A 20,198-nucleotide genomic window follows, 5' to 3' on the forward strand; every position below is an offset into this window, starting at 1 on the left:
TCAGCCCTGTCCCTGCATCTGATATTGCTTCAACAGGTCATAGAGGGTCGGCCTGCTGATCCCCAACATCTTCGCCGCGCCGGATATATTCCCATCCGTCCGCGCAATCGCCCGCCGAATAGCGCGTCGATCCGCCATCTCCCTCGCGGCTTTGAGGTTGACGACATCGCCGCCGGCCTCCCGCTCGCCGTCCAGGTCTAGGTCGGCGGCGGTCACATGCTTGCCGTCGGCCATGATGACGGCGCGCTTCATCCGGTTCTCCAGTTCCCGCACATTGCCCGGCCAATGCCATGCGTCGAGCGCCGCCAGCGCGTCGGGCGCGAGCCCCTTGACCTGCGGGTTCATGTCCTTGGCGAAGCGGTTGAGGAAATGGCGCGCCAGCAGCGCCGGATCGCCCGGCCTGTCCCGAAGCGCGGGTATCCGCACGACGATTTCCGCCAGACGATAATAGAGATCCTCGCGGAAAGTGCCCGCCGCGATCATCTCCTCCAGATTCTGATGCGTGGCGCAGACGATCCGCGTGTCCACGGCGATGGGCTGCCGCCCGCCGATCCGTTCGATCACCCGCTCTTGCAGGAAGCGCAGCAGCTTGACCTGAAGCGGCAGCGGGATGTCGCCCACTTCGTCGAGGAACAGCGTGCCGCCCTGCGCCTGCTCGATCTTGCCCGGCGTCGTCTTGACCGCGCCGGTGAAAGCGCCCTTCTCATGGCCGAACAGTTCGGATTCCAGCAGCGTCTCCGGTATCGCCGCGCAGTTGATGGCGACGAAATTGCCGTCCTTGCGCGGGCTGGCGTCGTGAAGCCCCTGCGCCAGCAATTCCTTGCCGGTGCCGCTCGCGCCGAGCAGCAGGACGGACACCTGCGCGCTGGCGACCCGCTCGATGGTGCGCGCGACCTTCATCATTTCGGGCGCGCTGGTGATGAGCTTGCCAAGGATGGGCGCGCCCTCCGGCGCGATTTCCGCCAGCCGGGCATTTTCTCTTTCGAGCGTGTGGACGTGGAAGGCGCGGCGGACGATCAGGCCCAGCTCGTCTATGTCCACCGGCTTCTGGTAGAAATCATAGGCCCCACCCGAAATCGCATCGCGCGCACTTTCCCGCGCGCCATGGCCGGATGCCACGATGACCTTGGTATCCGGCTTGATACGCAGGATTTCCGCCAGCGTGGCGAAGCCTTCGCTGGTGCCGTCCGGGTCGGGAGGCAGGCCCAGATCCAGCGTCACCACATCGGGCGTTTCGGCGCGGAGCAGTTCGATCGCTTCCTCCCGGTCGCCCGCGATGAAAAGCTGATATTCCTCATAGGCCCAGCGCAACTGGCGCTGGAGGCCCGGATCATCCTCGACGATCAGCAATTTAGGCCGCGTATCACTCATCAGGCAGCCTCCCCCTTCCTCATGATCGGTGCCCCTTCAAACGCCAGAGGCAAGCGCAGGATGAAACGGCTGCCCATGCCCGGTTTGCTCTCCACGTCGATCCTCCCTCCCATGGCGGCGGCCAGTTCGCGCGCCTCGAAAGCGCCGATGCCGAAACCGCCGGTCTTGCTGCTCGAAAAAGGCTTGAACAATTCGCGCCGCACGAATTCCGCCGTCATGCCCGTGCCGTGATCGACGATCTCGACACCGGCCTCATCCCCTTGGGTGAACAGGCGAAGCTCGACAGGACTTTCGGCCGTGCTGGCGTCGATGGCATTTTGCAGCAGGTGCACCAGAATCTGCTCGACCCGGACAGGATCGGCCATGACCGGCAGCGCGTCGCCGGTCACGCGCACGGGATGCTGGCGCGAGCGGGAGCGCGCCACGGCATCGGCCATCTCCCGCAGCATCATGGGACGGGGTTCTTCGGTCCGCCCCTTGTTATGCTGGGACAGGCGGGCGAGCAGATCGTTCATCTTGCCCACCGATTCCTTGAGCGTCAGGATCATGTCCGCGCGGAATTCGGGATTGTCGGCATGGCGCTCGGCATTGCGGGCGAGGAGCGAAAGCTGGCTCACCAGATTCTTGACGTCATGCATGATGAAGGCGAAGCGGCGGTTGAACTCGTCGAAGCGTTGCGCATCGCTCAGCGCCTCCTGCCCCTGCGCTTCGCTGATATAGGTCGCGGCCTGCCGCCCGGCGGCGCGGAGCATGTCCAGATCCTCCCAGTCGAGCCGCCGGTCGATGGGCGGCCGCGCGAGCAGGATCGCCCCGATCAGCTTGCCGAAATGGATCAGCGGAACCAGCGCCCAGCCCCGGCCGTCGCTCTTCATCCAATCGGGCAAGGGCATGGCGGCGGCATCCCCCTGCGCGCCCTCGATGTCGATGATCCATCCCGTCTGCTCCAGCCGCAACGCCACGTCTCTGGAAAGCGAAGGCGTCTCGCGAAAGTCGAGGTTCCAATTCCAATGAGTCTCGAAAACCAGCCGTCCGTCCTCGCTGCGCAGCAACAGCAGGGCGCCCGACGAATCGGTGATGTCGGCCACGGCCTTCGCCACGCGCTCGCCCAGCGCGGGGGCGTCGCTCCCCGGCCTGCCGATGGTTTCCCCGAACCGCATCCATTCGGTGCGATAATCGTAGCGATGCTGGAAGAAATGCTTGGCGACCTGCACTTTCCATAGCGCGCGCAGCTGCGGCGAGGGCAGCAGGATCAGCGCGGTCACGGCCATGAAGAAGACGCCGCCAATCTCCATCACCCGCGCATAGGGACCGGCGATCAGCTCGATAAGGACGGTCGCCGCCGCGAACAGGATGACATAGAGCGCCACCGCGGCGACGGAGAGCGACTGGAAGGTGAGGCTGCGCGACAACTGGATGCGGCCCGACAATTCCTTGCGCAGGCTCACCGCGATGATGGGCGCCAGCAGCGCCATCATCACGCCACGCAGGGCGTAAAGTTCATGCATATGCGCCGGCGCGAAATAACCGACGCCATAGAGGCTGAAATCATAGGTCCACATGGCCGCCAGAGCCGCCAGCAACAGGGCCACCCTCCCCCTGTCCCGCACCGGCCAGGCGGTATAAAGCTGATGCACAAGGACGAGGCTGCCGACCGCCGTCATCATCCGCAGGATCAGCGAAAGGAGCGTCAGCGGATGGTGAAGTTCGCTTTCGTCCGAAAGCTGCTGCGCGACGAAATCCGTGAAGCTTTGAAGCATCAGCAGGCCGATGACCGCCGCATAGACCAGCCCGATCGCGAAGATCGGCCCGGTGCGCCCGGCGGGGCCCCGCCGCAGCATGACGAACATCAGCAGCAGCCATGCCGCGTTCCGTACGCTCTCCCCCCAGCCGGAAAGCGACTGGCCGACTCCTCCGAACGAGACGTAGAGCGCCCAGCAGGACGTCATCAGCAAGGCCGCCGCCATCAGGCGCGGCTCGACCTCTCCGTCGCGCCGGCGCAGGATGAAGATGCCCAGCGCCGCGAACAGCGCGGCGGCGAGGGCATGGCCCCAGTTCCCGACAAATTGCAGCAGGATGCTCACCGCCCCGCCCTCACCGCGCGCCGTCGGGCCAGAGGACGACGCGCACGGTCTGGATCAGGATCAGCAGGTCGAGGAAGGGGGTGTAGTTCTTGGCATAATAGAGATCATATTCCAGCTTGTGCCGGGCATCCTCGATCGACGCGCCATAGGGATAGTTGATCTGCGCCCAGCCGGTGATTCCCGGCTTCACCATATGGCGTTCCGCATAATAGCGCAGATGCTGCTCCAGATCCTCGACGAACTGGCGGCGTTCGGGGCGCGGCCCGACGAAGCTCATCTCGCCTTTGAGGACGGTCCATGTCTGCGGCAGTTCGTCGATCCGCAGCTTGCGCAGCCAATAGCCGAGGCGCGTGATGCGCGGATCGTCCTTTTCCGCCCACACCGCTTTGCCGGCGACTTCGGCGTCCTGCCGCATGGTGCGCAGTTTGACGATCCAGAATTCCTGCCCGTAAAGGCCCACGCGCTTCTGCCGGTAGAAGGCTGGTCCCTTGCTGTCGAGCTTCACCAATATGGCCGCGAGCAGGATGACGGGGCCGGTCAGGATCAGCAGGATCAGGCTGGCGGCGATGTCGAACAGGCGCTTGGCGATGCTGGAGAGGCGGCGGCCGGAGGAAAAGCCGTCCGAAAAGATCAGCCAGCTCGGGTTCACGCTGTCGAGGTCGACCCTGCCCGTTTCGCGCTCCAGAAAGGTGGAAATCTCATTGACGTGGACGCCGGTCGTCTTGACCCGCAGCAGATCGGAGAGCGGCAGCGCGTTGCGGCGTTCCTCCAGCGCCAGCACGACCTCGCTCGCGCCGAGCCGGACCACGAAATCGGCGAGATTATAGATGGCACTGCGGTTGATGGCTTCGGGGATGACCTGCGCCCCGTCATTCATGCCGATATAGCCGACGACCAGGAAGCCAGCGCCTTTCTTGCGCTCCAGTTCGCGGATGCGGTCGGCGCGGCTCCCCGCGCCCAGCACGACCAAGCGGCGCTTGAAGGCTTCGCCGCCGATCATCGAACCCAGCATCAGGCGGACGAGGATCAGCAATGCCATCGCCAGCGCCATCGCATAGAGGGAGTTGGAGCGCCACAGCGTCATTTCAGGCCCGATGAAGTGCATCACCGACAGGAAGATGACGCCCAGCGACACCGCGACCAGCAGGCGGGCGAAAGCGAAGCGGATCGACTGCAACGCCTCGGTCCCATAGACGCCCACCGCGATCATGGCTGTCTGGATCGCGAGAACGAAGCTCAGCAGCGGCCAGAGACGGGTGGTGATATGATCGACATCCATGCCGATCTGCCGCGCCCGCAAAACCCAGCCCCCTTCCGCCGCGCAAAGCAGCAGCGCAAAATCCAGAAGGCCCAGCAGCAATACCGCGTGCGGCACATAATGTTTGAAAAGCCTGATCATGATCCCGTGCATTCTCCAGGCCGCAGCAACGCAGCCTCACGCGCCGGAACCCTTACACAGCATGTAAGGAAATCCGACACCTCCGGAGAGTGCCCGAAAATGGCAAATAATTCCTGAACGGAAAATGCGGGGAATTTGGGCTAATGCGGCCCGGAACCATCATCCTTGCGAAAGGCGTCCGCTGCGTTTTTCGCCGCATCGCCGACTATGGTGGCCGCATTGTCGATGGAATTGGCCGCTTCGGTCAAACGATCGGCCCGCCTGTCTTCCCGGCCCTTGGAGAGATAGAAGAAGCCGATGGCGAGGATGAGGGCGAGGGTGATCAACAGGAAAACCAGCCCGCTGCCGTGCGATCGCGCCGGATCGACCGAACGCTTCTGCCTGCCTGATGACTCAGGCTGCGGGGGTTCTTCTTCCATCTCCCTTCTCCTTCCATGGAAGAACGGATTTCCATCCGATTCGTTCCGATGGCTTAACGACCCCGGCTGAGCCGATCGACATCTTCCATGATCTCGTCGAGAACCGCCGTTTCGGTGGTCTCCTGGCTGCGCCGCGAGGGCAGGTCACCGCTCTCCATGATCTGCTCCAACGCAGCGCGTCCCCGCGCCACGCGGCTTTTGATCGTGCCCACGGCCACACCGCATATTTCGGCGGCTTCCTCATAGGCGAAACCGCCTGCGCCGACCAATATCAGCGCTTCACGCTGAGGCTGGGGCAGTTGGAGGAGCGCCCTTTGCATGTCCGAAAGCTCGACATGCTTGTCCTGGCCCGCAGGCGCGGCGAGTAGACGGTCGGCCGTCAGATCGTCCCACTCGCCCCGGAAGCGCGAACGACGCATTTGCGAAAGATAATGGTTGCGCAGGATGATGAAGGTCCACGCCCTCATATTCGTGCCCGCCTGGAAGCGGCTACGCGCAGCCCATGCCTTCAGCAGCGTCTCCTGCACGAGATCGTCCGCGACATCGCGATTGCCCGAAAGCGACCGGCCGAAGGCACGAAGATGGGGAATGACCGCAGCCAGTTCCCGCTTGAAATCCTCATCGGACAATGTGGCGCGCTCAACGGCCTCATCCATTGGAGCCGCCTCCGCGCCGCCTGTCGCTCCCATCGTGTGATCCGGAATGGTCAAAGCCATAGAAATGCTTGTACCTTATGCTGATAGCAGCCAATCGGAAATCCTATCATTCAGGCTTCAGCGCCATAGAACCAGCAGCATGGCAAGAACGGCCAACGCCAGCGAAACCCCCAGAATATATCGCACGATATGGGGCGTCGATCCGGCACGGACATCCTCTGCCGAAATATGCTGCTCCTTATCCGCCATAGTGCCTCTCCCATCGTTACGCATCAATAACGCAATGGACGGGCGGGGGTTCCGGCATATCCGCCTTCTGCCGCGTCAGGCAGGCGCCGTGGCTTCATCGAAGAAAAGCGCCTGCGCAATCGCGGCCTTGACGGTTGAACGCTGGAACGGCTTGGTGATAAGGAAGGTCGGCTCCGGCCTTTCTCCCGTCAGAAGCCGCTCCGGGAAGGCCGTGATGAAGATCACGGGAACCGAAAATTCCGCCAGAATGTCCTTCACGGCATCGATGCCGCTGGAATCGTCGGCCAGCTGGATATCCGCCAGCACCAGTCCGGGACGCTGCGCCATCGCTTCGCGCACGGCGTCTTCCCGCGTCACGGCGATCGCCGTCACTTCATGCCCCAGGTCGCGCACGATGGTTTCGATGTCCATCGCGATGATCGGTTCGTCCTCGATGATCAAAACCTTGGCCCGGGTTTGCGATTCGATGGCGCTGAGCGCTTCCTCCACCAGGGCTTCAACGTCCCCCGAGGACATGCCTATCAGATAGGCCGTATCCTCGACGGTGAACCCTTCCAACGCGGTGAGAAGCAGGGCCTGGCGCGGCAAGGGCGTCAACCGGCCCAGGCGCGCGCGGGCGACAGCTTCCTGTCCGTCCGGGTCCAGCAAGGGAGGCACATCGTCCAGATGCGATGACGACCAGATCGCATGGAAAATCTTGTAAAGGCCCAGACGCGGATCGACGTCCGCCGGAAATTCGTCAGGCGCAGCGACAATGGCTTCCAGCGTGGCGCGCACATAGGCATCGCCGTGCATCTGGTCGCCCGTCAGGGCACGCGCATAGCGGCGCAAAAACGGAAGATGGGGGTGCAGCTGCTGTCCAAGCGACATATTTTGGTCTTCTCCCTGCCCTTCGGGCTCAATGCTGCGAAATCTGTTTCGAACAAGGAGAATGGATCGACAATGTCATCATGGCAAGTCCAGCCCCCTCGTCACCAGCGATGCCGATGATACAAAAAACGCCTTGAATCCGGGAACCATCGACGAAGAGATTTGTTTCACTGCCGTTCGGTTTTTTTCGACGGCAAAGCCAAGGTTTACGGATTTTACATGTTCCGTGAATTGACGCTGCCCCGGAAACTCGCAAAAAACAGATCTGCAGGCATGGCACGTATTGTTTCATAGGGGCTGAATTTTGGTTTCTTCGACAACGGAACGGGATGCGACGGAGGCGATTGAGAGCGATGCAGGCGCCGCCGTTACCGATATGAAACGTGCAAAACATGCCACGCGTGGCAAACGAGCAACCCGTTCCGGAAGCACGGAACATGTCGCCGACGCCCTGCGTTCGGTTTATCAGCGGGCGGTTGACGAGGATATTCCCGCGGAAATGCTGGACCTTCTCAGTAAACTGGACTGACGCCGCCATGATCAGGGCAGTCATCTCCCCTCCTCAGGCCGACCCATGTCTGTCCATCGCCTACCCGCGATAATGAACAGCTATTTCCGTTCTACCGGCGTCAAGATGTTCCTCATCCTGACGCTGGCGCTTCTGCCGCTTGGCATATTGGCGCTGGTGGCCTCGCTTCAGGCGATTCGCACCGCCGATCTCGAAAAGGAAGCCCTGCTGAGGGTCGCGGTGACGCAAAGCGCCCGCAAGCTGACCGCCGATCTCGCATCGGACAGGACCGCCATCGCCCTCACCATCAATTCGATCGCCGCGCACACGGCGGATGCGGGCATGTGCGACCGCCTTTCCTTCTTCCTGCGGTCCCACGCCAGCAGCGAAGGGCATTTCTACATCTACGACCGGGCGGGGCGGCGGCTGTGCGGTTCGCAAGCGGCCGAGCCAGCCGGTATAACGGCGCAGAGCCGTTTCGACCCCGCCCAGATCGCACTGCTCCCGCAAGCCGGGTTCCTCGTCAGCCGTGAAATCAGCCGCGACGGCCGGATCGTCGCCCTCGCCTATTATTCCCGCGCCCATCTGGAAAAAGTGGCCGATCCCGCCACCGCCCTGCAAAATCGCCAGCTCAGTCTTGAGCAGGGGCGAGCGACCTTGTTCGTCACCCAGGGGGGCGGCCGCCAGCCATCCAAACATCGCAGCATCAGCCTGTCGGCGCGGGTCATGCATCCGGACCTGTTACTCACCATGACGGTGCAGGACCCTCCGGCGACCGCCGCCCGGCTTCTTTCTCTTTTCCTGCCGCTGGTCATGTGGTTCGCCGCCGCCGCAATCGGCTGGTTCGTGGTCAACCGGCTGCTGATTCGCCCGCTGGTGCTGCTACGCCGTTCCGTCGCCGCCTATCAGCCCGGCGAAGTGCTGGAGCCCCTGCGCCGGATGCGGACGCCCGCGCAGGAAATCGTGGCGCTGGGCGATACATTCCGCGCGATCAGCGAAGAGGTCGCCACCCATGAGGCGGAAATGGCCGAGGCGCTGGAGACGCAGCGCAAGCTCACGCGCGAAGTGCATCATCGCGTGAAGAACAATCTTCAGATCATCACCAGCCTCATCAACCTGCATGCCCGATCCGCCGGCACGTCCGAGGCATCCCAAGCCTATGCCTCGATCCAGCGGCGGGTCGATGCGCTGTCGGTCGTTCATCGCAACCATTATGCGGAGCTGGAGGAAAATCATGGGGTGGGCGTGCGCTCCCTCATCAGCGAACTCTCCGCCAGCCTGCGCGGCAGCGCGCCCGCCGATGCGCGTCGCTTCATCATCCAGATCGACAGCGACAACCTGCACATCAGTCAGGATGTCGCGGTCCCCATCGCCTTCCTGCTGACGGAACTGGTCGAATTGGCGATGATGTCCGCGCCCGATGCCGGCATGCGGATCGCCATCCATGCAAACGCCGGGTCCACGGATCGCGCCCAACTGGAAATCCGGTCCCCTGCCCTGTGCGCGTCACCGGCCATGACCGCGCGTCTCGAAGAGCGGTACGGGCGCATCCTCACCGGCCTGTCACGCCAATTGCGCGCGCCGCTCGACCATGATGCGGCAGCGGGTCTCTATGCGATAGAGATCGCCACCCTGCCTTGAGTCATGCCCGCCTGTAATCGTTGCGGAAACCGGCGGCGAAAGCAGCGAAGCGGCCCTCCGCGATGCTGTCGCGGATATTCTGCATCAGGTCCTGATAGAAATGGATATTATGCTGGGTCATCAGCATCGCGCCCAGCATCTCGCCCGCCTTGACGAGATGATGCAGATAGGCGCGGCTCCACGTGGAGCAGACCGGACAGGCGCAACGCGGATCGAGCGGTCCCTGATCTTCCGCGAAACGCGCATTGCGGATATTGAGCGGGCCGTTCCACGTAAAGGCCTGCCCATTGCGGCCGCTGCGCGTGGGCAGGACGCAATCGAACATGTCGATGCCCCGCTCCACCGCGCCGACGATGTCGTCCGGCTTCCCTACGCCCATCAGATAGCGGGGCCTGTTGGCAGGCAGCATGTCCGGCGCGAAATCGAGGCAACCGAACATCGCTTCCTGCCCTTCGCCTACGGCCAGCCCGCCCACCGCATAGCCATCGAAACCGATGTCCATCAGCTTGTCTGCGGAAACCCGTCGTAATTCTTCGTCCAGCGACCCCTGCTGGATGCCGAACAGAGCCGCACGTTCCGCATGGCCGCCCCCCGCATCGAAGGCGTCGCGGGACCGCTTCGCCCAGCGCATCGACCTTTCCATCGACCGCGCCGCTTCGTCATGGGTACAGCCGTTCTTCGTGCATTCGTCGAAGGCCATGACGATGTCGCTGTCCAGCAGCCGCTGGATTTCCATGGACCGTTCGGGGCTCAGCATATGCTTCGATCCGTCGATATGGCTGGAGAAGGACACGCCTTCCTCGCTCATTCTCGTGAGGGCGGAGAGGCTCATCACCTGATAGCCGCCGCTGTCGGTCAGGATCGGCCTTTCCCAGCCCATGAACCCATGCAGTCCACCCAGGCGCGCCATCCGCTCCGCGCCGGGACGCAGCATCAGATGATAGGTATTGCCCAATATGATGTCGGCCCCGGCCGCGCGCACCTCGGCGGGCCGCATGGCCTTGACGGTGGCGGCCGTTCCGACCGGCATGAAGGCAGGCGTGCGGATGTCGCCGCGGCGCATCGCAATGACGCCCGTGCGGGCCTTGCCCTCCGTAGCCGCGATGGAAAAGGAAAAACGCGATTGGGTCACGGGGCGCCGTCTATAATCGAACGACAGCCCGCACAAGGGCGCTCTCAGCCCGACTTGCGCAGGCCTTCGACCAGCAGCACCGCTTCGATGCGGAAACCTTCCACCCGCTTGTATCGGCCGATGAACCGCAGGCAGTCATCGGACAGCCGCAATTGCCATGATGCGCCGTTCGCATCGTCATGCAGCATCATGAGCACTATTTTGGGATCGGGCGAACGTCGATACATGGAAAGCTGTCTAGCCCATAAAGGTTAACAAGGCCGAAATTTCTGCTTCCCTGTCATGCCAAGTTGCAAACATGCAACAGGATGGTAGCAGCAGCCCTTCATCCTTATGCTTTCAGGCAACAGTCGGTCGGAAAAGTGGTTAACATGTCATCATATTGCATTGCATGAGACCCACAACCCTGTTCTGTTGATGAGAAATAAGAATGCGGGGGCGCAGATGATTGATTCAGGGCGATTTAATCCGACCCATGTGGACATGCGAACGCCGCATGAGGAGGACATCTCCCTTCCGGCAGGCAACGATTATGGCGACGCTACGGAAAGCACGGCGTCCGAGGAGTTCAGCCAGTCGCTGTTGTTCGATCTGGGACAGATCGATGTCCGTTGGGAAGCGGAGCTGGGCACATTATGGGCCTTCATGACTCCCCATGATCGCCCCAATTCGAATCAGAGCCTCATTCGTGACACGATGACATGGCTCAGCGAAAGCAAGCGCCTGTTCGGCGCGAACCCCGGCTCGCTCAAGTTCATGGTCCTGGGCTCCCGCTTTCCCGGCGTCTTCAATCTGGGCGGCGACCTGGAGATGTTCGCGGAATGCATCCAGAGCCGCAACCGGGAAGCGCTGCTGAAATATGGCATTTCCTGCGTCGAGATCGTCGATCGCATCTGGCACAGCAACGACATGAACATCATCAACATCGGGCTGGCGCAGGGCGATGCGCTGGGCGGCGGGTTGGAAGCGCTGATGTGCTTCGATGTCATCATCGCGGAGCGGCAGGCGCGCTTCGGCCTGCCCGAAGTCCTTTTCGGCCTCTTTCCCGGCATGGGCGCCTATTCGATCCTCTCGCGCCGCGTCGGACCGGTGCTGGCCCGGCGCATGATCATGGAAGGTCATGTCTACAGCGCCGAGGAGATGTACGACATGGGCATCGTCTCGCAGGTGGTCGAAGCGGGCGAAGGCGAAGAAGCGACCCGCCGGTGGATCGCCGATCACAGCGCGCACCATGCCGGTTATGTCGGGATCGCGCGGGCGGGGCGTCGCGTCCATCCGATGACATTGGAGGAATTGACCGACATCGTCACCACATGGACCGACACAGCGCTGATGCTGTCGGATCGCGACCTGCGCATGATGCGGCGGCTGGCGGCGGCGCAAACCCGCCTGCGCTGACCTTTCCCCCGATCAGCTCGCCCGGCGGCGCGGAAAGGGGACAGGAAGCGATTCCTCCTTTGGCGTCAATGCGCCATGGGCGATCAGCGCGGTGACCGCCTCGCACGATACCGGCCGACTGAACAGATAGCCCTGCACATTGGTGAAGCCGGCGTCCCGCGCATGATCGAGTTGATCCAGCGTCTCTATGCCTTCGGCCACCGTATCCATCGCCAGATCGCGGGCCAGGCTGCCGATGGCGCGGACGATGGCGCGATCTTCCGCATTGGCGCTGACCCCCGCCATGAAGCTCTGGTCGATTTTCAGCGTGTCGAAACGATAGGAGCGCAGATAGGATAGCGAGGAATAGCCCGTTCCGAAATCGTCCAGCGCCAGCCGCAATCCGATCCGCTGCAATTCACGCAAAATGGCGTTGGCCTGCCCGCTGTCATCCAGAAAGATGGATTCGGTCACTTCCAGTTCCAGCCGCCGCGCCGGCAGCCCCGATTCCAGCAGCGCGGCAATGACGCTGCCCGGCAGTTCGGCGGACTTGAGCGACGCGGGCGATATGTTGACGGCCACCCGCGCATCCGTCGGCCAGGACGCCGCCGCCAGACAGGCGTGCCGCACGACCCAGGAGGTGATGTCCTCGATCAGGCCCATGCCCTCGGCGATCGGAATGAACTCCGACGGCGGGATCGGCCCCAAAGTGGGATGTTCCCAGCGCAGCAGAGCCTCGCAGGCGTGGATATGCAGGTTTTCCAGATCGACGATCGGCTGGAACACCAGCCTCAATTCCTGCCCCTCTATGGCGCGGCGAAGGCCCGTCTCGATCTCATGGACACGGTTGAAGCGTTCCTTGAACAACCAGCTGAAACTCGCCGCCCGGTTGCGCCCTTCCCGCTTCGCTTCATACAGGGCAATGTCCGCATGCTGCATCAGTTCGTCCATATGGCGGCCGTCCTGCGGCGCCACGGCATAGCCGATGGACGCGGTCACTTCGAGATGATGGTCCCCCACGTCAAAGCCATAGGCAAAATATTCGATGATCTCCCGCGCGATGGTCTGCGCCGTCAATCGGTCGGCATTGGGGCAGATGATCACGAATTCGTCCCCGCCGAAACGCGCGGTCCAGCCCTTGTCCTGGACGACCTCGGTCAATCTTTTGGCGACGCCGCGCAGAAGCTGGTCGCCGACGATATGTCCCAGCGAGTCATTGATTTCCTTGAAGCGGTCGATGTCCATCCACAGGATCGCCACCGCGTCATGCGGGGCCATGTGATTGTCGAATATGTCCTGCAACCGCATCTGCATCGCCATGCGGTTTTCAAGCCCGGTCAAACTGTCATAGCGTGCCAGGCGCTCGAATTTTTCGGCGAGGACGGATTGATCGCGCTTGCCCTTGAGCGCCTGAACCACGATGCGGTGCGTCGTGGAGCTGATTTCCGCCAGTCCCAGCACCATCATCGCCATGGCGATCGCAAGGACGCGATAACCCGTCGAACCTTCCAGCCACAGCCCTGTCGCGGTAGGCACGAGAGCAAGGCAGACCTGTCCGATCGCGATGTGGACCCGCCCTGCATTGCGGCCCGAAATGCCTCCCGCATAGCCCGTCGCCATGGACACGCTGAGCATGTGCATGACGGAATTGCCCGATGCGACAAGCGTCGCGAAGCTCATCAGGCCCAGCAGGCCCGCATAGGCCCACGCGCCCAGCTCATAGACCAGTTCCCACAGGCGCGAAGCAACGGCAGTGCCGCGCATCAATTGACGGTGGAAGAATATCGCGGTGACGACGCGCAATGTCGCCACGATGCACACCGCCGCGACAATCACATCGATCATGGGGTCATGACTGAGACTGCTGATGACGATGCCGACGGCGGTTCCGGTCGCGGCGCCAATGGTGAGGGAGGCCGGCGAAGCGTAGAGCGTTTCCACCAGACTGCGGCGCACATCGGCATCCTGCGCCGTGGGCCGGGCAAGTCGACTGATCAGAAAAGTTCCTATAGCGCGCAAATCGGCGGGTCTCCGGTTCCCGATCCTCAAAATGGAGCCGTTGGTTTATTTTTCGGTTAATCATACCCACGATTTTCTGCGAAAAATCGCGCCGGTTTGTAAAAGTTTGAAAACTCACTTCCTATTCTTTGCGTAAGCGCGCCGCCCTTTTCTGACTGCAACGATGATGCCGACTGACACGCTGTGTTCGGCTGCCATGGCCTTGATAGGACATCTAGCTTGATCGCTGCGACCTGCTCGGCACTTAAAAGCGGCTTCTATGCCAGCCCGTCGCGCAACGATCGGGCTCCCGCTTTCGCAGGACGATAGTGGGCTTCCATTCAGGCATGTCCTATCATCGCAAAAGAGGCCGGCGGATCGCTCCGCCGGCCTGTTTTTCCTGTCGCTTGCGTATGGACTTTCGATCCGATCGCGGGGCGGACGGCCGCCCGCCCCGCGAAGATCGTTTCTTAGAAGTCCATGCCGCCCATGCCGCCCATGCCGCCGGGCATGGCGGGCATGGCCGCCTTATCTTCGGGCAGTTCGGCAATGGTCGCTTCCGTGGTGATGAGCAGACCGGCAACCGAAGCAGCGTCCTGCAACGCGGCGCGGACGACCTTGGTCGGGTCGATCACGCCAGCGGCCACCAGATTCTCATAGGTGTCGGTCGCCGCGTTGAAGCCCTTGGTCTCGTCATTCTCGCGCAGCAGGTTGCCGGCGACAACGGCGCCGTCGACGCCCGCATTCTGGGCGATCTGGCGCAGCGGCGCTTCGATGGCCTTGCGGATGATGTCGATGCCGCGGGTCTGGTCGTCATTCTCACCCTTCAGGCCTTCCAGGGCCTTGGTCGCGTAGAGAAGCGCCGTGCCGCCACCAGGGACGATGCCTTCTTCCACAGCGGCGCGGGTCGCGTGCAGCGCGTCGTCGACGCGGTCCTTGCGCTCCTTCACCTCGACTTCGGTGGCACCGCCGACCTTGATGACGGCCACGCCGCCAGCCAGCTTCGCCAGACGCTCCTGCAGCTTTTCACGGTCATAGTCGGACGTGGTCGTCTCGATCTGCGCACGGATCTGTTCGGTGCGGCCCTTGATCGCTTCGGCTTCACCGGCGCCATCGACGATGGTGGTGTTGTCCTTGTCGATGGTGACGCGCTTGGCCGTGCCGAGCATGCCGAGGGTGACGTTCTCCAGCTTGATGCCGAGATCTTCGGAGACGACTTCGCCCTTCGTCAGGACGGCGATGTCTTCCAGCATGGCCTTGCGGCGGTCGCCGAAGCCCGGAGCCTTGACCGCAGCGACCTTCAGGCCACCGCGCAGCTTGTTGACCACCAGCGTCGCCAGCGCTTCGCCTTCGATGTCCTCCGCGATGATGAGCAGCGGACGGCCCGACTGCACCACCGCTTCGAGGATCGGCAGGATCGACTGGAGGTTCGACAGCTTCTTCTCATGGATCAGGATATAGGGGTCGGCGAGTTCGACCGACATCTTTTCCGGATTGGTGATGAAGTAGGGCGACAGATAGCCGCGGTCGAACTGCATGCCTTCCACGACGTCCAGTTCGAAGTCGAGGCCCTTGGCCTCTTCCACGGTGATGACGCCTTCCTTGCCGACCTTTTCCATGGCTTCGGCGATCTTCTCGCCGACTTCACGGTCGCCATTGGCGGAGATGATGCCGACCTGCGCGACTTCGTTCGAACCGGCGACCGGCTTGGAACGGGTCTTCAGATTGTCGACGACCTTCGCGACGGCGAGGTCGATGCCGCGCTTCAGGTCCATCGGGTTCATACCCGCAGCCACCGACTTCATGCCTTCACGGACGATGGCCTGAGCCAGAACGGTCGCGGTGGTGGTGCCGTCACCGGCGATGTCGTTGGTCTTCGAAGCGACTTCGCGGACCATCTGGGCGCCCATATTCTCGAACTTGTCCTTCAGTTCGATTTCCTTGGCGACCGAAACGCCGTCCTTGGTGATGCGGGGAGCGCCGAAGCTCTTGTCGATGACGACGTTGCGGCCCTTGGGGCCCAGCGTCACCTTGACCGCATCGGCCAGGATGTCGACGCCGCGCAGGATGCGCTCACGGGCGTCGCGGGAGAATTTTACTTCTTTTGCAGCCATGGTATGAAACCTCTGCTTTCTTGCAAATTAGAGTGCGGTTGGAACGGCTATGCTCAGGCGACGACGCCGAGGATGTCCGATTCCTTCATGATGAGCAGGTCTTCGCCATCGACCTTGACTTCGGTGCCCGACCATTTGCCGAACAGGATGCGGTCGCCAGCCTTGACATCCAGCGGCGTGACCTTGCCGTCTTCCGCCTTGGAGCCGGTGCCGACGGCGACGATTTCGCCTTCCTGCGGCTTTTCCTTCGCGGAATCGGGGATGATGATGCCGCCGGCAGTCTTCTCTTCCGCCTCTACGCGGCGAACGAGAACGCGGTCATGCAACGGACGAAATGCCATGTTGAGTGCCTTTCCCTCTTACGACGTTGTGGGATCTGGAAGGACGCGAAGGATTATTCCCCCGGCGCGTCCCGGCCCTTCTCCCATTGAACCTTGCCTTGTTAGCACTCCTCTTTCGAGAGTGCCAGCAGCGCGAATATGGAAAAAGGATTTTTCCGGTCAAGGGGCAGGCCGAACTTTTTTAGACGGGGCAATCGGGGTCTTTCCCTATTGCCCCATGCCCCTGTCTTGCCATGATCGCGTTGCGGGATTGTTGCGGCCGTCGCCATGCCATTGCCGACCGGCATTATTTCATGTCCCGGCCGCGCGGCGCTTCCCTCCCATGCGCCAAGGGGAACAATGGAGGAAGCAAAAGGAGTAAGGACAATGCGTTTCTCGAATATCGTCGTCGCCGTGGACATCTATGATCCGGACAATGGACGCGCGGCGCTTGGGCGCGCCAGCGCCATCGCCGGAGAGGAAGGGCGGCTCCACCTGCTCTATGTCCGCTATTATCTGCCGACACGCTATGCGGAACTGCTCGCCGAGGACTTCGACCTTCGGGAGCAGCAGGACGCCGCTGAGGCCATGCATGCATGGTGCGAGGAACTGAAGATCGATGCGGGCCGCGTGCATTTCGCCACGAAACGCGGGTCGGTGCGCGACGAGGTGATCAGCTATGCGCAGGCGCAGGGCGCAGACCTCATCGTCCTTGGCTCGCACCAGCCATCCTTCTCCTCCAAGCTGCTGGGGTCGAACGCGTCCGCCATCGTGCATCATTCGCCGGTCAGCGTGCTGATCGCCCGGACGGACAAGAAATAATCCGACTGCGCGGGCGGGAGCGGTTGTCCGATCAGAGGAGGCTTCCTAACTGCGGGATGACTGCCACCGATGGAGCATCCCCGCATGACCGACAGCTACACCCCGCCCCGCGTCTGGACATGGGATAAGGCGAGCGGCGGCGCGTTCGCCAATATCAACCGGCCTGTCGCGGGCTCAACGCACGACAAGGAACTGCCGGTCGGCAAGCATCCTTTCCAGCTTTATTCGCTGGCGACGCCCAACGGGCAGAAGGCCGCGATCATGCTGGAGGAATTGCTGGAAGCGGGACACAGCGATGCGGAATATGACGCCTGGCTGATCCGCATCAACGAAGGCGACCAGTTTTCGAGCGGTTTCGTCGCGGTCAATCCCAACAGCAAGATTCCGGCGCTGATGGACCATAGCGTCGCTCCACCCCGACGCGTGTTCGAATCGGGTGCGATCCTGCTCTATCTGGCGGAGAAGTTCGGCGCCTTCCTCCCATCCGATCCAGCGAAACGCACAGAGGCGCTGTCATGGCTGTTCTGGCAGATGGGCGCGGGGCCGCTGCTGGGCGGAGGCTTCGGTCATTTCTACGCCTATGCGCCGGAAAAATATGAATATCCGATCAATCGCTACACGATGGAGGCCAAGCGTCAGCTGGATGTCCTGAATCATCGTCTGGCGGAGAATGAATATATGGCGGGCGACGAATATAGCATCGCCGACATCGCCATCTGGCCCTGGTATGGCGGCATCGTCCTCGGCCGCAATTATGAAGGCGCGGCGGAGTTTCTGGACGTCGCAAGCTATGAGCATGTCAACCGCTGGGCGAAGCAGATCGACGACCGGGCCGCCGTGAAGCGCGGACGGATCGTCAACAAGGTCAATGGTCCGTTGGAAGAGCAGCTTCACGAACGGCACGACGCCAGCGAATTCGAAACGCGCACGCAGGACAAGCTGCAACAGGAGTCCTGAGAGGCAAGACGGCGGATCGCCTCGTTAGAGATTGCCCTGACCAAGACGAAACCTGTCTGTTCGGTTCGAACGGAGTCGAGAACCGGATGGAATGGCAGAGCGCTCCCCCGTAAACGCGGCGGTCTCTACTCGGCCTCTATCCTGCCGCCTTCACGATTTCCGCCCATGCGGCTTCGTCGATCACTTCTATGCCGAGCGCGGCGGCCTGCTTGAGCTTCGACCCCGCGCCCGGCCCGGCCACGACCAGATCGGTCTTGGCGCTGACCGATCCCGCCGCCTTCGCACCCAGCCGCTCGGCCTGCGCCTTCGCTTCGTCCCGGCTCATCGTTTCCAGCTTGCCGGTGAAGACCACGATCTTCCCCGTGACCGCGCTTGCCGTCGTTTCGACCCTATAATCGGGGGGCGATACCTCGCGCAGCAGATCGTCCCACGCTCCCACATTATGCGGCTCATGGAAGAAATCGGCGAGCGCATGGCCAACCGCCGCACCGACATTTTCGACGCCGATCAGTTCCGCAATGGCCTTGTCCCGCCGGTTCAGGAAGCGGCTTTCCTCCTCTCCCTCCACCCGCTCCATGCCGTCGCGCAGGGCGATGATCTCCTGTGCCAGCGCACGGATCGCGGGCAAGCTCGTATAGCGTTTCAGCAAGTCCCGCGCCGTCACCGCGCCCACATGGCGGATGCCGAGGCCGAAGAGCAGCCGCGCCGCATCCGGCCTCCGCTTCGCCTCGATAGCGGAGAGCAGATTGTCGACGGATTTCTCCTTCCATCCCTCGCGCCCCAGCAGTTCGGCGCGATGGACGGACAGGCGGAAAATATCGGCAGGCTCGGAAATCCAGCCAAGACTCAAAAATTCCTCGATGCTCTTCTCGCCCAGCCCTTCCATGTCCAGCGCGCCCCGGCTGACGAAGTGACGCAGGCGCTCGAACCGCTGGGCCGGGCAGATCAGGCCGCCAGTGCAACGTATGTCCACCTCTTCCTCTTCGCGCACGGCTTCGGAACCGCAGACAGGGCAATGATCGGGAAAGAGGAAGGAGGCGCGCGTATCGTCGCGGGTCAGATTGTCCACGACCTGCGGGATCACGTCACCAGCGCGCTGCACGACGATCCGGTCGCCGGGGCGGACGCCCAGCCGCGCGATCTCATCGGCATTGTGAAGCGTGACGTTGGAAACCACCACGCCGCCGACCGTCACGGGAGTGAGCCGCCCCACGGGCGTCAGCTTGCCGGTCCGCCCGACCTGGATGTCGATGGATTCCAATGTGGTCTGCGCCCGTTCCGCCGGGAACTTATGCGCGATGGCCCAGCGCGGCGCCTTGGCGACGAAGCCCAGTCGCTGCTGCCAGTCCAGACGGTCCACCTTGTAGACGACCCCGTCAATGTCGAAGGGCAATTCGGCCCGCTCCGCCTCGATCCTTCGGTAATGGATGAGGATCGCTTCCAGACCGTCCACGCGGACCAGCAGGTTGGAAACCGGCAGCCCCCAAGCCGCGATGGCTTGCATGACTTCCATCTGCGTTTCGCCCGGCAGCGACGAATATTCGCCCCATCCATGCGCCAGAAAGCGAAGCGGACGGCTGGCCGTGACCTGCGCGTCCTTCTGCCGCAACGAGCCGGCGGCCGCATTGCGGGGATTGGCGAATTGCCGCGCCTTGGCCGGGTCGCCGGCCTCCGCCAGAAGCCGCTCATTCAGGGCCACGAAGTCCGCCTTGGCCATATAGACCTCGCCCCGCACCTCGAAAATATCGGGAATGCCGGCTCCCGCGAGCCTGTCCGGAATATCGCCGATGGTGCGGACATTGGCGGTCACATCCTCGCCCGTCGTGCCGTCACCGCGCGTCGCGGCAAGAACCAGCTCGCCCTTCTCATAGCGCAGCGAGCAGGAAAGCCCGTCGATCTTGGGTTCCGCCGTCACCGCGACCGGAGCATCCTCCGCCAGGGCGAGAAAGCGGCGGATGCGGGCCAGGAACTCGGCGATGTCCTCATCCGCGAAACCATTGTCGAGGCTCATCATGCGGACCGCATGTTGTACCTTCTTCAGCCCGGAAGTGGGAGCCGCCCCCACCTGCCGATTGGGCGAATCCGCACGCACCAGATGCGGAAAGGCCGCCTCCAGCGCGTTGTTTTCCCGCATCAGCGCATCATATTGCGCGTCGGTGATCTCCGGCTGATCCTGATCGTGATAGAGCCGGTTATGCCGCGCAATCTCCTTTGCCAGCCGCATCAGGCGGTTGGCGGCTTCGGCTTCTGTCATCTGGGCGGGATCGGTCATGCGCCTTCCATA

At 62.6% G+C, this 20,198-nt stretch carries 18 protein-coding genes; 4 read left to right on the forward strand and 14 right to left on the reverse strand.

What is annotated here, in order from left to right; translation table 11 throughout:
- The 8 genes from prsR to SCLO_RS24510 form a co-directional block, all read right to left on the reverse strand.
- Positions 1 to 1,371 carry a PEP-CTERM-box response regulator transcription factor gene (prsR, locus tag SCLO_RS07550; protein ID WP_066516074.1) on the reverse strand — a complete coding sequence of 457 codons (1,371 nt, stop codon included), beginning with the start codon at positions 1,369 to 1,371 and terminating at the stop codon, positions 1 to 3.
- Complete coding sequence (gene prsK / locus SCLO_RS07555; protein WP_066516075.1) at positions 1,371 to 3,452, reverse strand: XrtA/PEP-CTERM system histidine kinase PrsK; 2,082 nt, start codon at positions 3,450 to 3,452, stop codon at positions 1,371 to 1,373. The genes prsR and prsK overlap by 1 nt, the downstream gene beginning before the upstream one ends.
- A 10-nt stretch (positions 3,453 to 3,462) precedes the next feature.
- Positions 3,463 to 4,851 (reverse strand): TIGR03013 family XrtA/PEP-CTERM system glycosyltransferase, encoded by a 1,389-nt coding sequence (locus tag SCLO_RS07560; protein WP_066516078.1) that lies wholly within the window; start codon positions 4,849 to 4,851, stop codon positions 3,463 to 3,465.
- A gap of 140 nt (positions 4,852 to 4,991) precedes the next feature.
- Positions 4,992 to 5,270 carry a hypothetical protein gene (locus tag SCLO_RS07565; protein ID WP_066516080.1) on the reverse strand — a complete coding sequence of 93 codons (279 nt, stop codon included), beginning with the start codon at positions 5,268 to 5,270 and terminating at the stop codon, positions 4,992 to 4,994.
- Positions 5,271 to 5,323: 53 nt separating this feature from the next.
- Positions 5,324 to 5,926: a sigma-70 family RNA polymerase sigma factor gene (locus SCLO_RS07570; RefSeq protein ID WP_096362209.1), complete on the reverse strand. Its 603-nt coding sequence runs from the start codon at positions 5,924 to 5,926 to the stop codon at positions 5,324 to 5,326.
- Between the two features lie 117 nt (positions 5,927 to 6,043).
- A complete protein-coding gene (locus SCLO_RS24180) occupies positions 6,044 to 6,175 on the reverse strand; it encodes a hypothetical protein (RefSeq protein WP_255210221.1) in 132 nt (43 codons plus the stop codon).
- A 75-nt stretch (positions 6,176 to 6,250) separates the two neighbouring features.
- Entirely contained in the window at positions 6,251 to 7,045 is a 795-nt protein-coding gene (locus tag SCLO_RS07575; RefSeq protein WP_066516085.1) for a response regulator, read from the reverse strand.
- Between the two features lie 28 nt (positions 7,046 to 7,073).
- Entirely contained in the window at positions 7,074 to 7,598 is a 525-nt protein-coding gene (locus SCLO_RS24510) for a hypothetical protein (protein ID WP_456154408.1), read from the reverse strand.
- Between the two features lie 48 nt (positions 7,599 to 7,646).
- Between SCLO_RS24510 and SCLO_RS07585 the strand changes: the two genes are divergently transcribed.
- Positions 7,647 to 9,194, forward strand: a complete 1,548-nt coding sequence (locus SCLO_RS07585) for a sensor histidine kinase (RefSeq protein WP_231923375.1) — start codon at positions 7,647 to 7,649, stop codon at positions 9,192 to 9,194.
- 1 nt (position 9,195) lies between these two features.
- Here SCLO_RS07585 and tgt read toward each other — a convergent pair whose 3' ends face one another.
- The gene (gene tgt, locus SCLO_RS07590) at positions 9,196 to 10,326 is read right to left on the reverse strand and encodes a tRNA guanosine(34) transglycosylase Tgt (RefSeq protein ID WP_066516091.1); all 1,131 of its coding nucleotides are present in this window, start codon (positions 10,324 to 10,326) and stop codon (positions 9,196 to 9,198) included.
- Between the two features lie 44 nt (positions 10,327 to 10,370).
- Positions 10,371 to 10,517, reverse strand: a complete 147-nt coding sequence (locus SCLO_RS07595) for a hypothetical protein (protein WP_231923376.1) — start codon at positions 10,515 to 10,517, stop codon at positions 10,371 to 10,373.
- A gap of 253 nt (positions 10,518 to 10,770) precedes the next feature.
- On the opposite strand from SCLO_RS07595, the gene SCLO_RS07600 reads away from it, so the two are divergent.
- Positions 10,771 to 11,724 carry a crotonase/enoyl-CoA hydratase family protein gene (locus tag SCLO_RS07600; protein WP_066516304.1) on the forward strand — a complete coding sequence of 318 codons (954 nt, stop codon included), beginning with the start codon at positions 10,771 to 10,773 and terminating at the stop codon, positions 11,722 to 11,724.
- A 12-nt stretch (positions 11,725 to 11,736) separates the two neighbouring features.
- Here the strand turns inward: SCLO_RS07600 and SCLO_RS07605 are convergent, their stop codons facing one another.
- The 3 genes from SCLO_RS07605 to groES form a co-directional block, all read right to left on the reverse strand.
- Positions 11,737 to 13,659: a putative bifunctional diguanylate cyclase/phosphodiesterase gene (locus SCLO_RS07605; RefSeq protein WP_231923377.1), complete on the reverse strand. Its 1,923-nt coding sequence runs from the start codon at positions 13,657 to 13,659 to the stop codon at positions 11,737 to 11,739.
- Positions 13,660 to 14,171: 512 nt separating this feature from the next.
- On the reverse strand, positions 14,172 to 15,815 hold the full coding sequence (gene groL, locus SCLO_RS07610) for a chaperonin GroEL (RefSeq protein WP_066516096.1): 1,644 nt from the start codon (positions 15,813 to 15,815) through the stop codon (positions 14,172 to 14,174).
- Positions 15,816 to 15,868: 53 nt separating this feature from the next.
- A complete protein-coding gene (groES, locus tag SCLO_RS07615) occupies positions 15,869 to 16,156 on the reverse strand; it encodes a co-chaperone GroES (RefSeq protein WP_021243753.1) in 288 nt (95 codons plus the stop codon).
- Between the two features lie 366 nt (positions 16,157 to 16,522).
- On the opposite strand from groES, the gene SCLO_RS07620 reads away from it, so the two are divergent.
- Together SCLO_RS07620 and yghU are read left to right on the forward strand one after the other, a co-directional pair.
- On the forward strand, positions 16,523 to 16,957 hold the full coding sequence (locus tag SCLO_RS07620; protein ID WP_066516104.1) for a universal stress protein: 435 nt from the start codon (positions 16,523 to 16,525) through the stop codon (positions 16,955 to 16,957).
- 84 nt (positions 16,958 to 17,041) lie between these two features.
- A complete protein-coding gene (gene yghU, locus SCLO_RS07625; protein WP_066516306.1) occupies positions 17,042 to 17,914 on the forward strand; it encodes a glutathione-dependent disulfide-bond oxidoreductase in 873 nt (290 codons plus the stop codon).
- A gap of 136 nt (positions 17,915 to 18,050) precedes the next feature.
- Here the strand turns inward: yghU and ligA are convergent, their stop codons facing one another.
- The gene (gene ligA / locus SCLO_RS07630) at positions 18,051 to 20,186 is read right to left on the reverse strand and encodes an NAD-dependent DNA ligase LigA (RefSeq protein ID WP_066516105.1); all 2,136 of its coding nucleotides are present in this window, start codon (positions 20,184 to 20,186) and stop codon (positions 18,051 to 18,053) included.
- Positions 20,187 to 20,198 lie beyond the last annotated feature (12 nt).

The organism is Sphingobium cloacae, from assembly GCF_002355855.1.
GTDB classification, from domain to species: domain Bacteria; phylum Pseudomonadota; class Alphaproteobacteria; order Sphingomonadales; family Sphingomonadaceae; genus Sphingobium; species Sphingobium cloacae.

Coding starts and splice junctions, on each gene's coding strand:
- groES (WP_021243753.1), bottom strand. CDS start 16,156: ATGGCATTTCGTCCGTTGCATGACCGCGTTCTCGTTCGCCGCGTAGAG.
- yghU (WP_066516306.1), top strand. CDS start 17,042: ATGACCGACAGCTACACCCCGCCCCGCGTCTGGACATGGGATAAGGCG.
- SCLO_RS07595 (WP_231923376.1), bottom strand. CDS start 10,517: ATGATGCTGCATGACGATGCGAACGGCGCATCATGGCAATTGCGGCTG.
- SCLO_RS24510 (WP_456154408.1), bottom strand. CDS start 7,598: ATGACTGCCCTGATCATGGCGGCGTCAGTCCAGTTTACTGAGAAGGTC.
- SCLO_RS07575 (WP_066516085.1), bottom strand. CDS start 7,045: ATGTCGCTTGGACAGCAGCTGCACCCCCATCTTCCGTTTTTGCGCCGC.
- ligA (WP_066516105.1), bottom strand. CDS start 20,186: ATGACCGATCCCGCCCAGATGACAGAAGCCGAAGCCGCCAACCGCCTG.
- SCLO_RS07585 (WP_231923375.1), top strand. CDS start 7,647: ATGAACAGCTATTTCCGTTCTACCGGCGTCAAGATGTTCCTCATCCTG.
- SCLO_RS07570 (WP_096362209.1), bottom strand. CDS start 5,926: ATGGATGAGGCCGTTGAGCGCGCCACATTGTCCGATGAGGATTTCAAG.
- SCLO_RS07565 (WP_066516080.1), bottom strand. CDS start 5,270: ATGGAAGAAGAACCCCCGCAGCCTGAGTCATCAGGCAGGCAGAAGCGT.
- groL (WP_066516096.1), bottom strand. CDS start 15,815: ATGGCTGCAAAAGAAGTAAAATTCTCCCGCGACGCCCGTGAGCGCATC.
- SCLO_RS07620 (WP_066516104.1), top strand. CDS start 16,523: ATGCGTTTCTCGAATATCGTCGTCGCCGTGGACATCTATGATCCGGAC.
- prsR (WP_066516074.1), bottom strand. CDS start 1,371: ATGAGTGATACGCGGCCTAAATTGCTGATCGTCGAGGATGATCCGGGC.
- SCLO_RS07600 (WP_066516304.1), top strand. CDS start 10,771: ATGATTGATTCAGGGCGATTTAATCCGACCCATGTGGACATGCGAACG.
- SCLO_RS24180 (WP_255210221.1), bottom strand. CDS start 6,175: ATGGCGGATAAGGAGCAGCATATTTCGGCAGAGGATGTCCGTGCCGGA.
- SCLO_RS07560 (WP_066516078.1), bottom strand. CDS start 4,851: ATGATCAGGCTTTTCAAACATTATGTGCCGCACGCGGTATTGCTGCTG.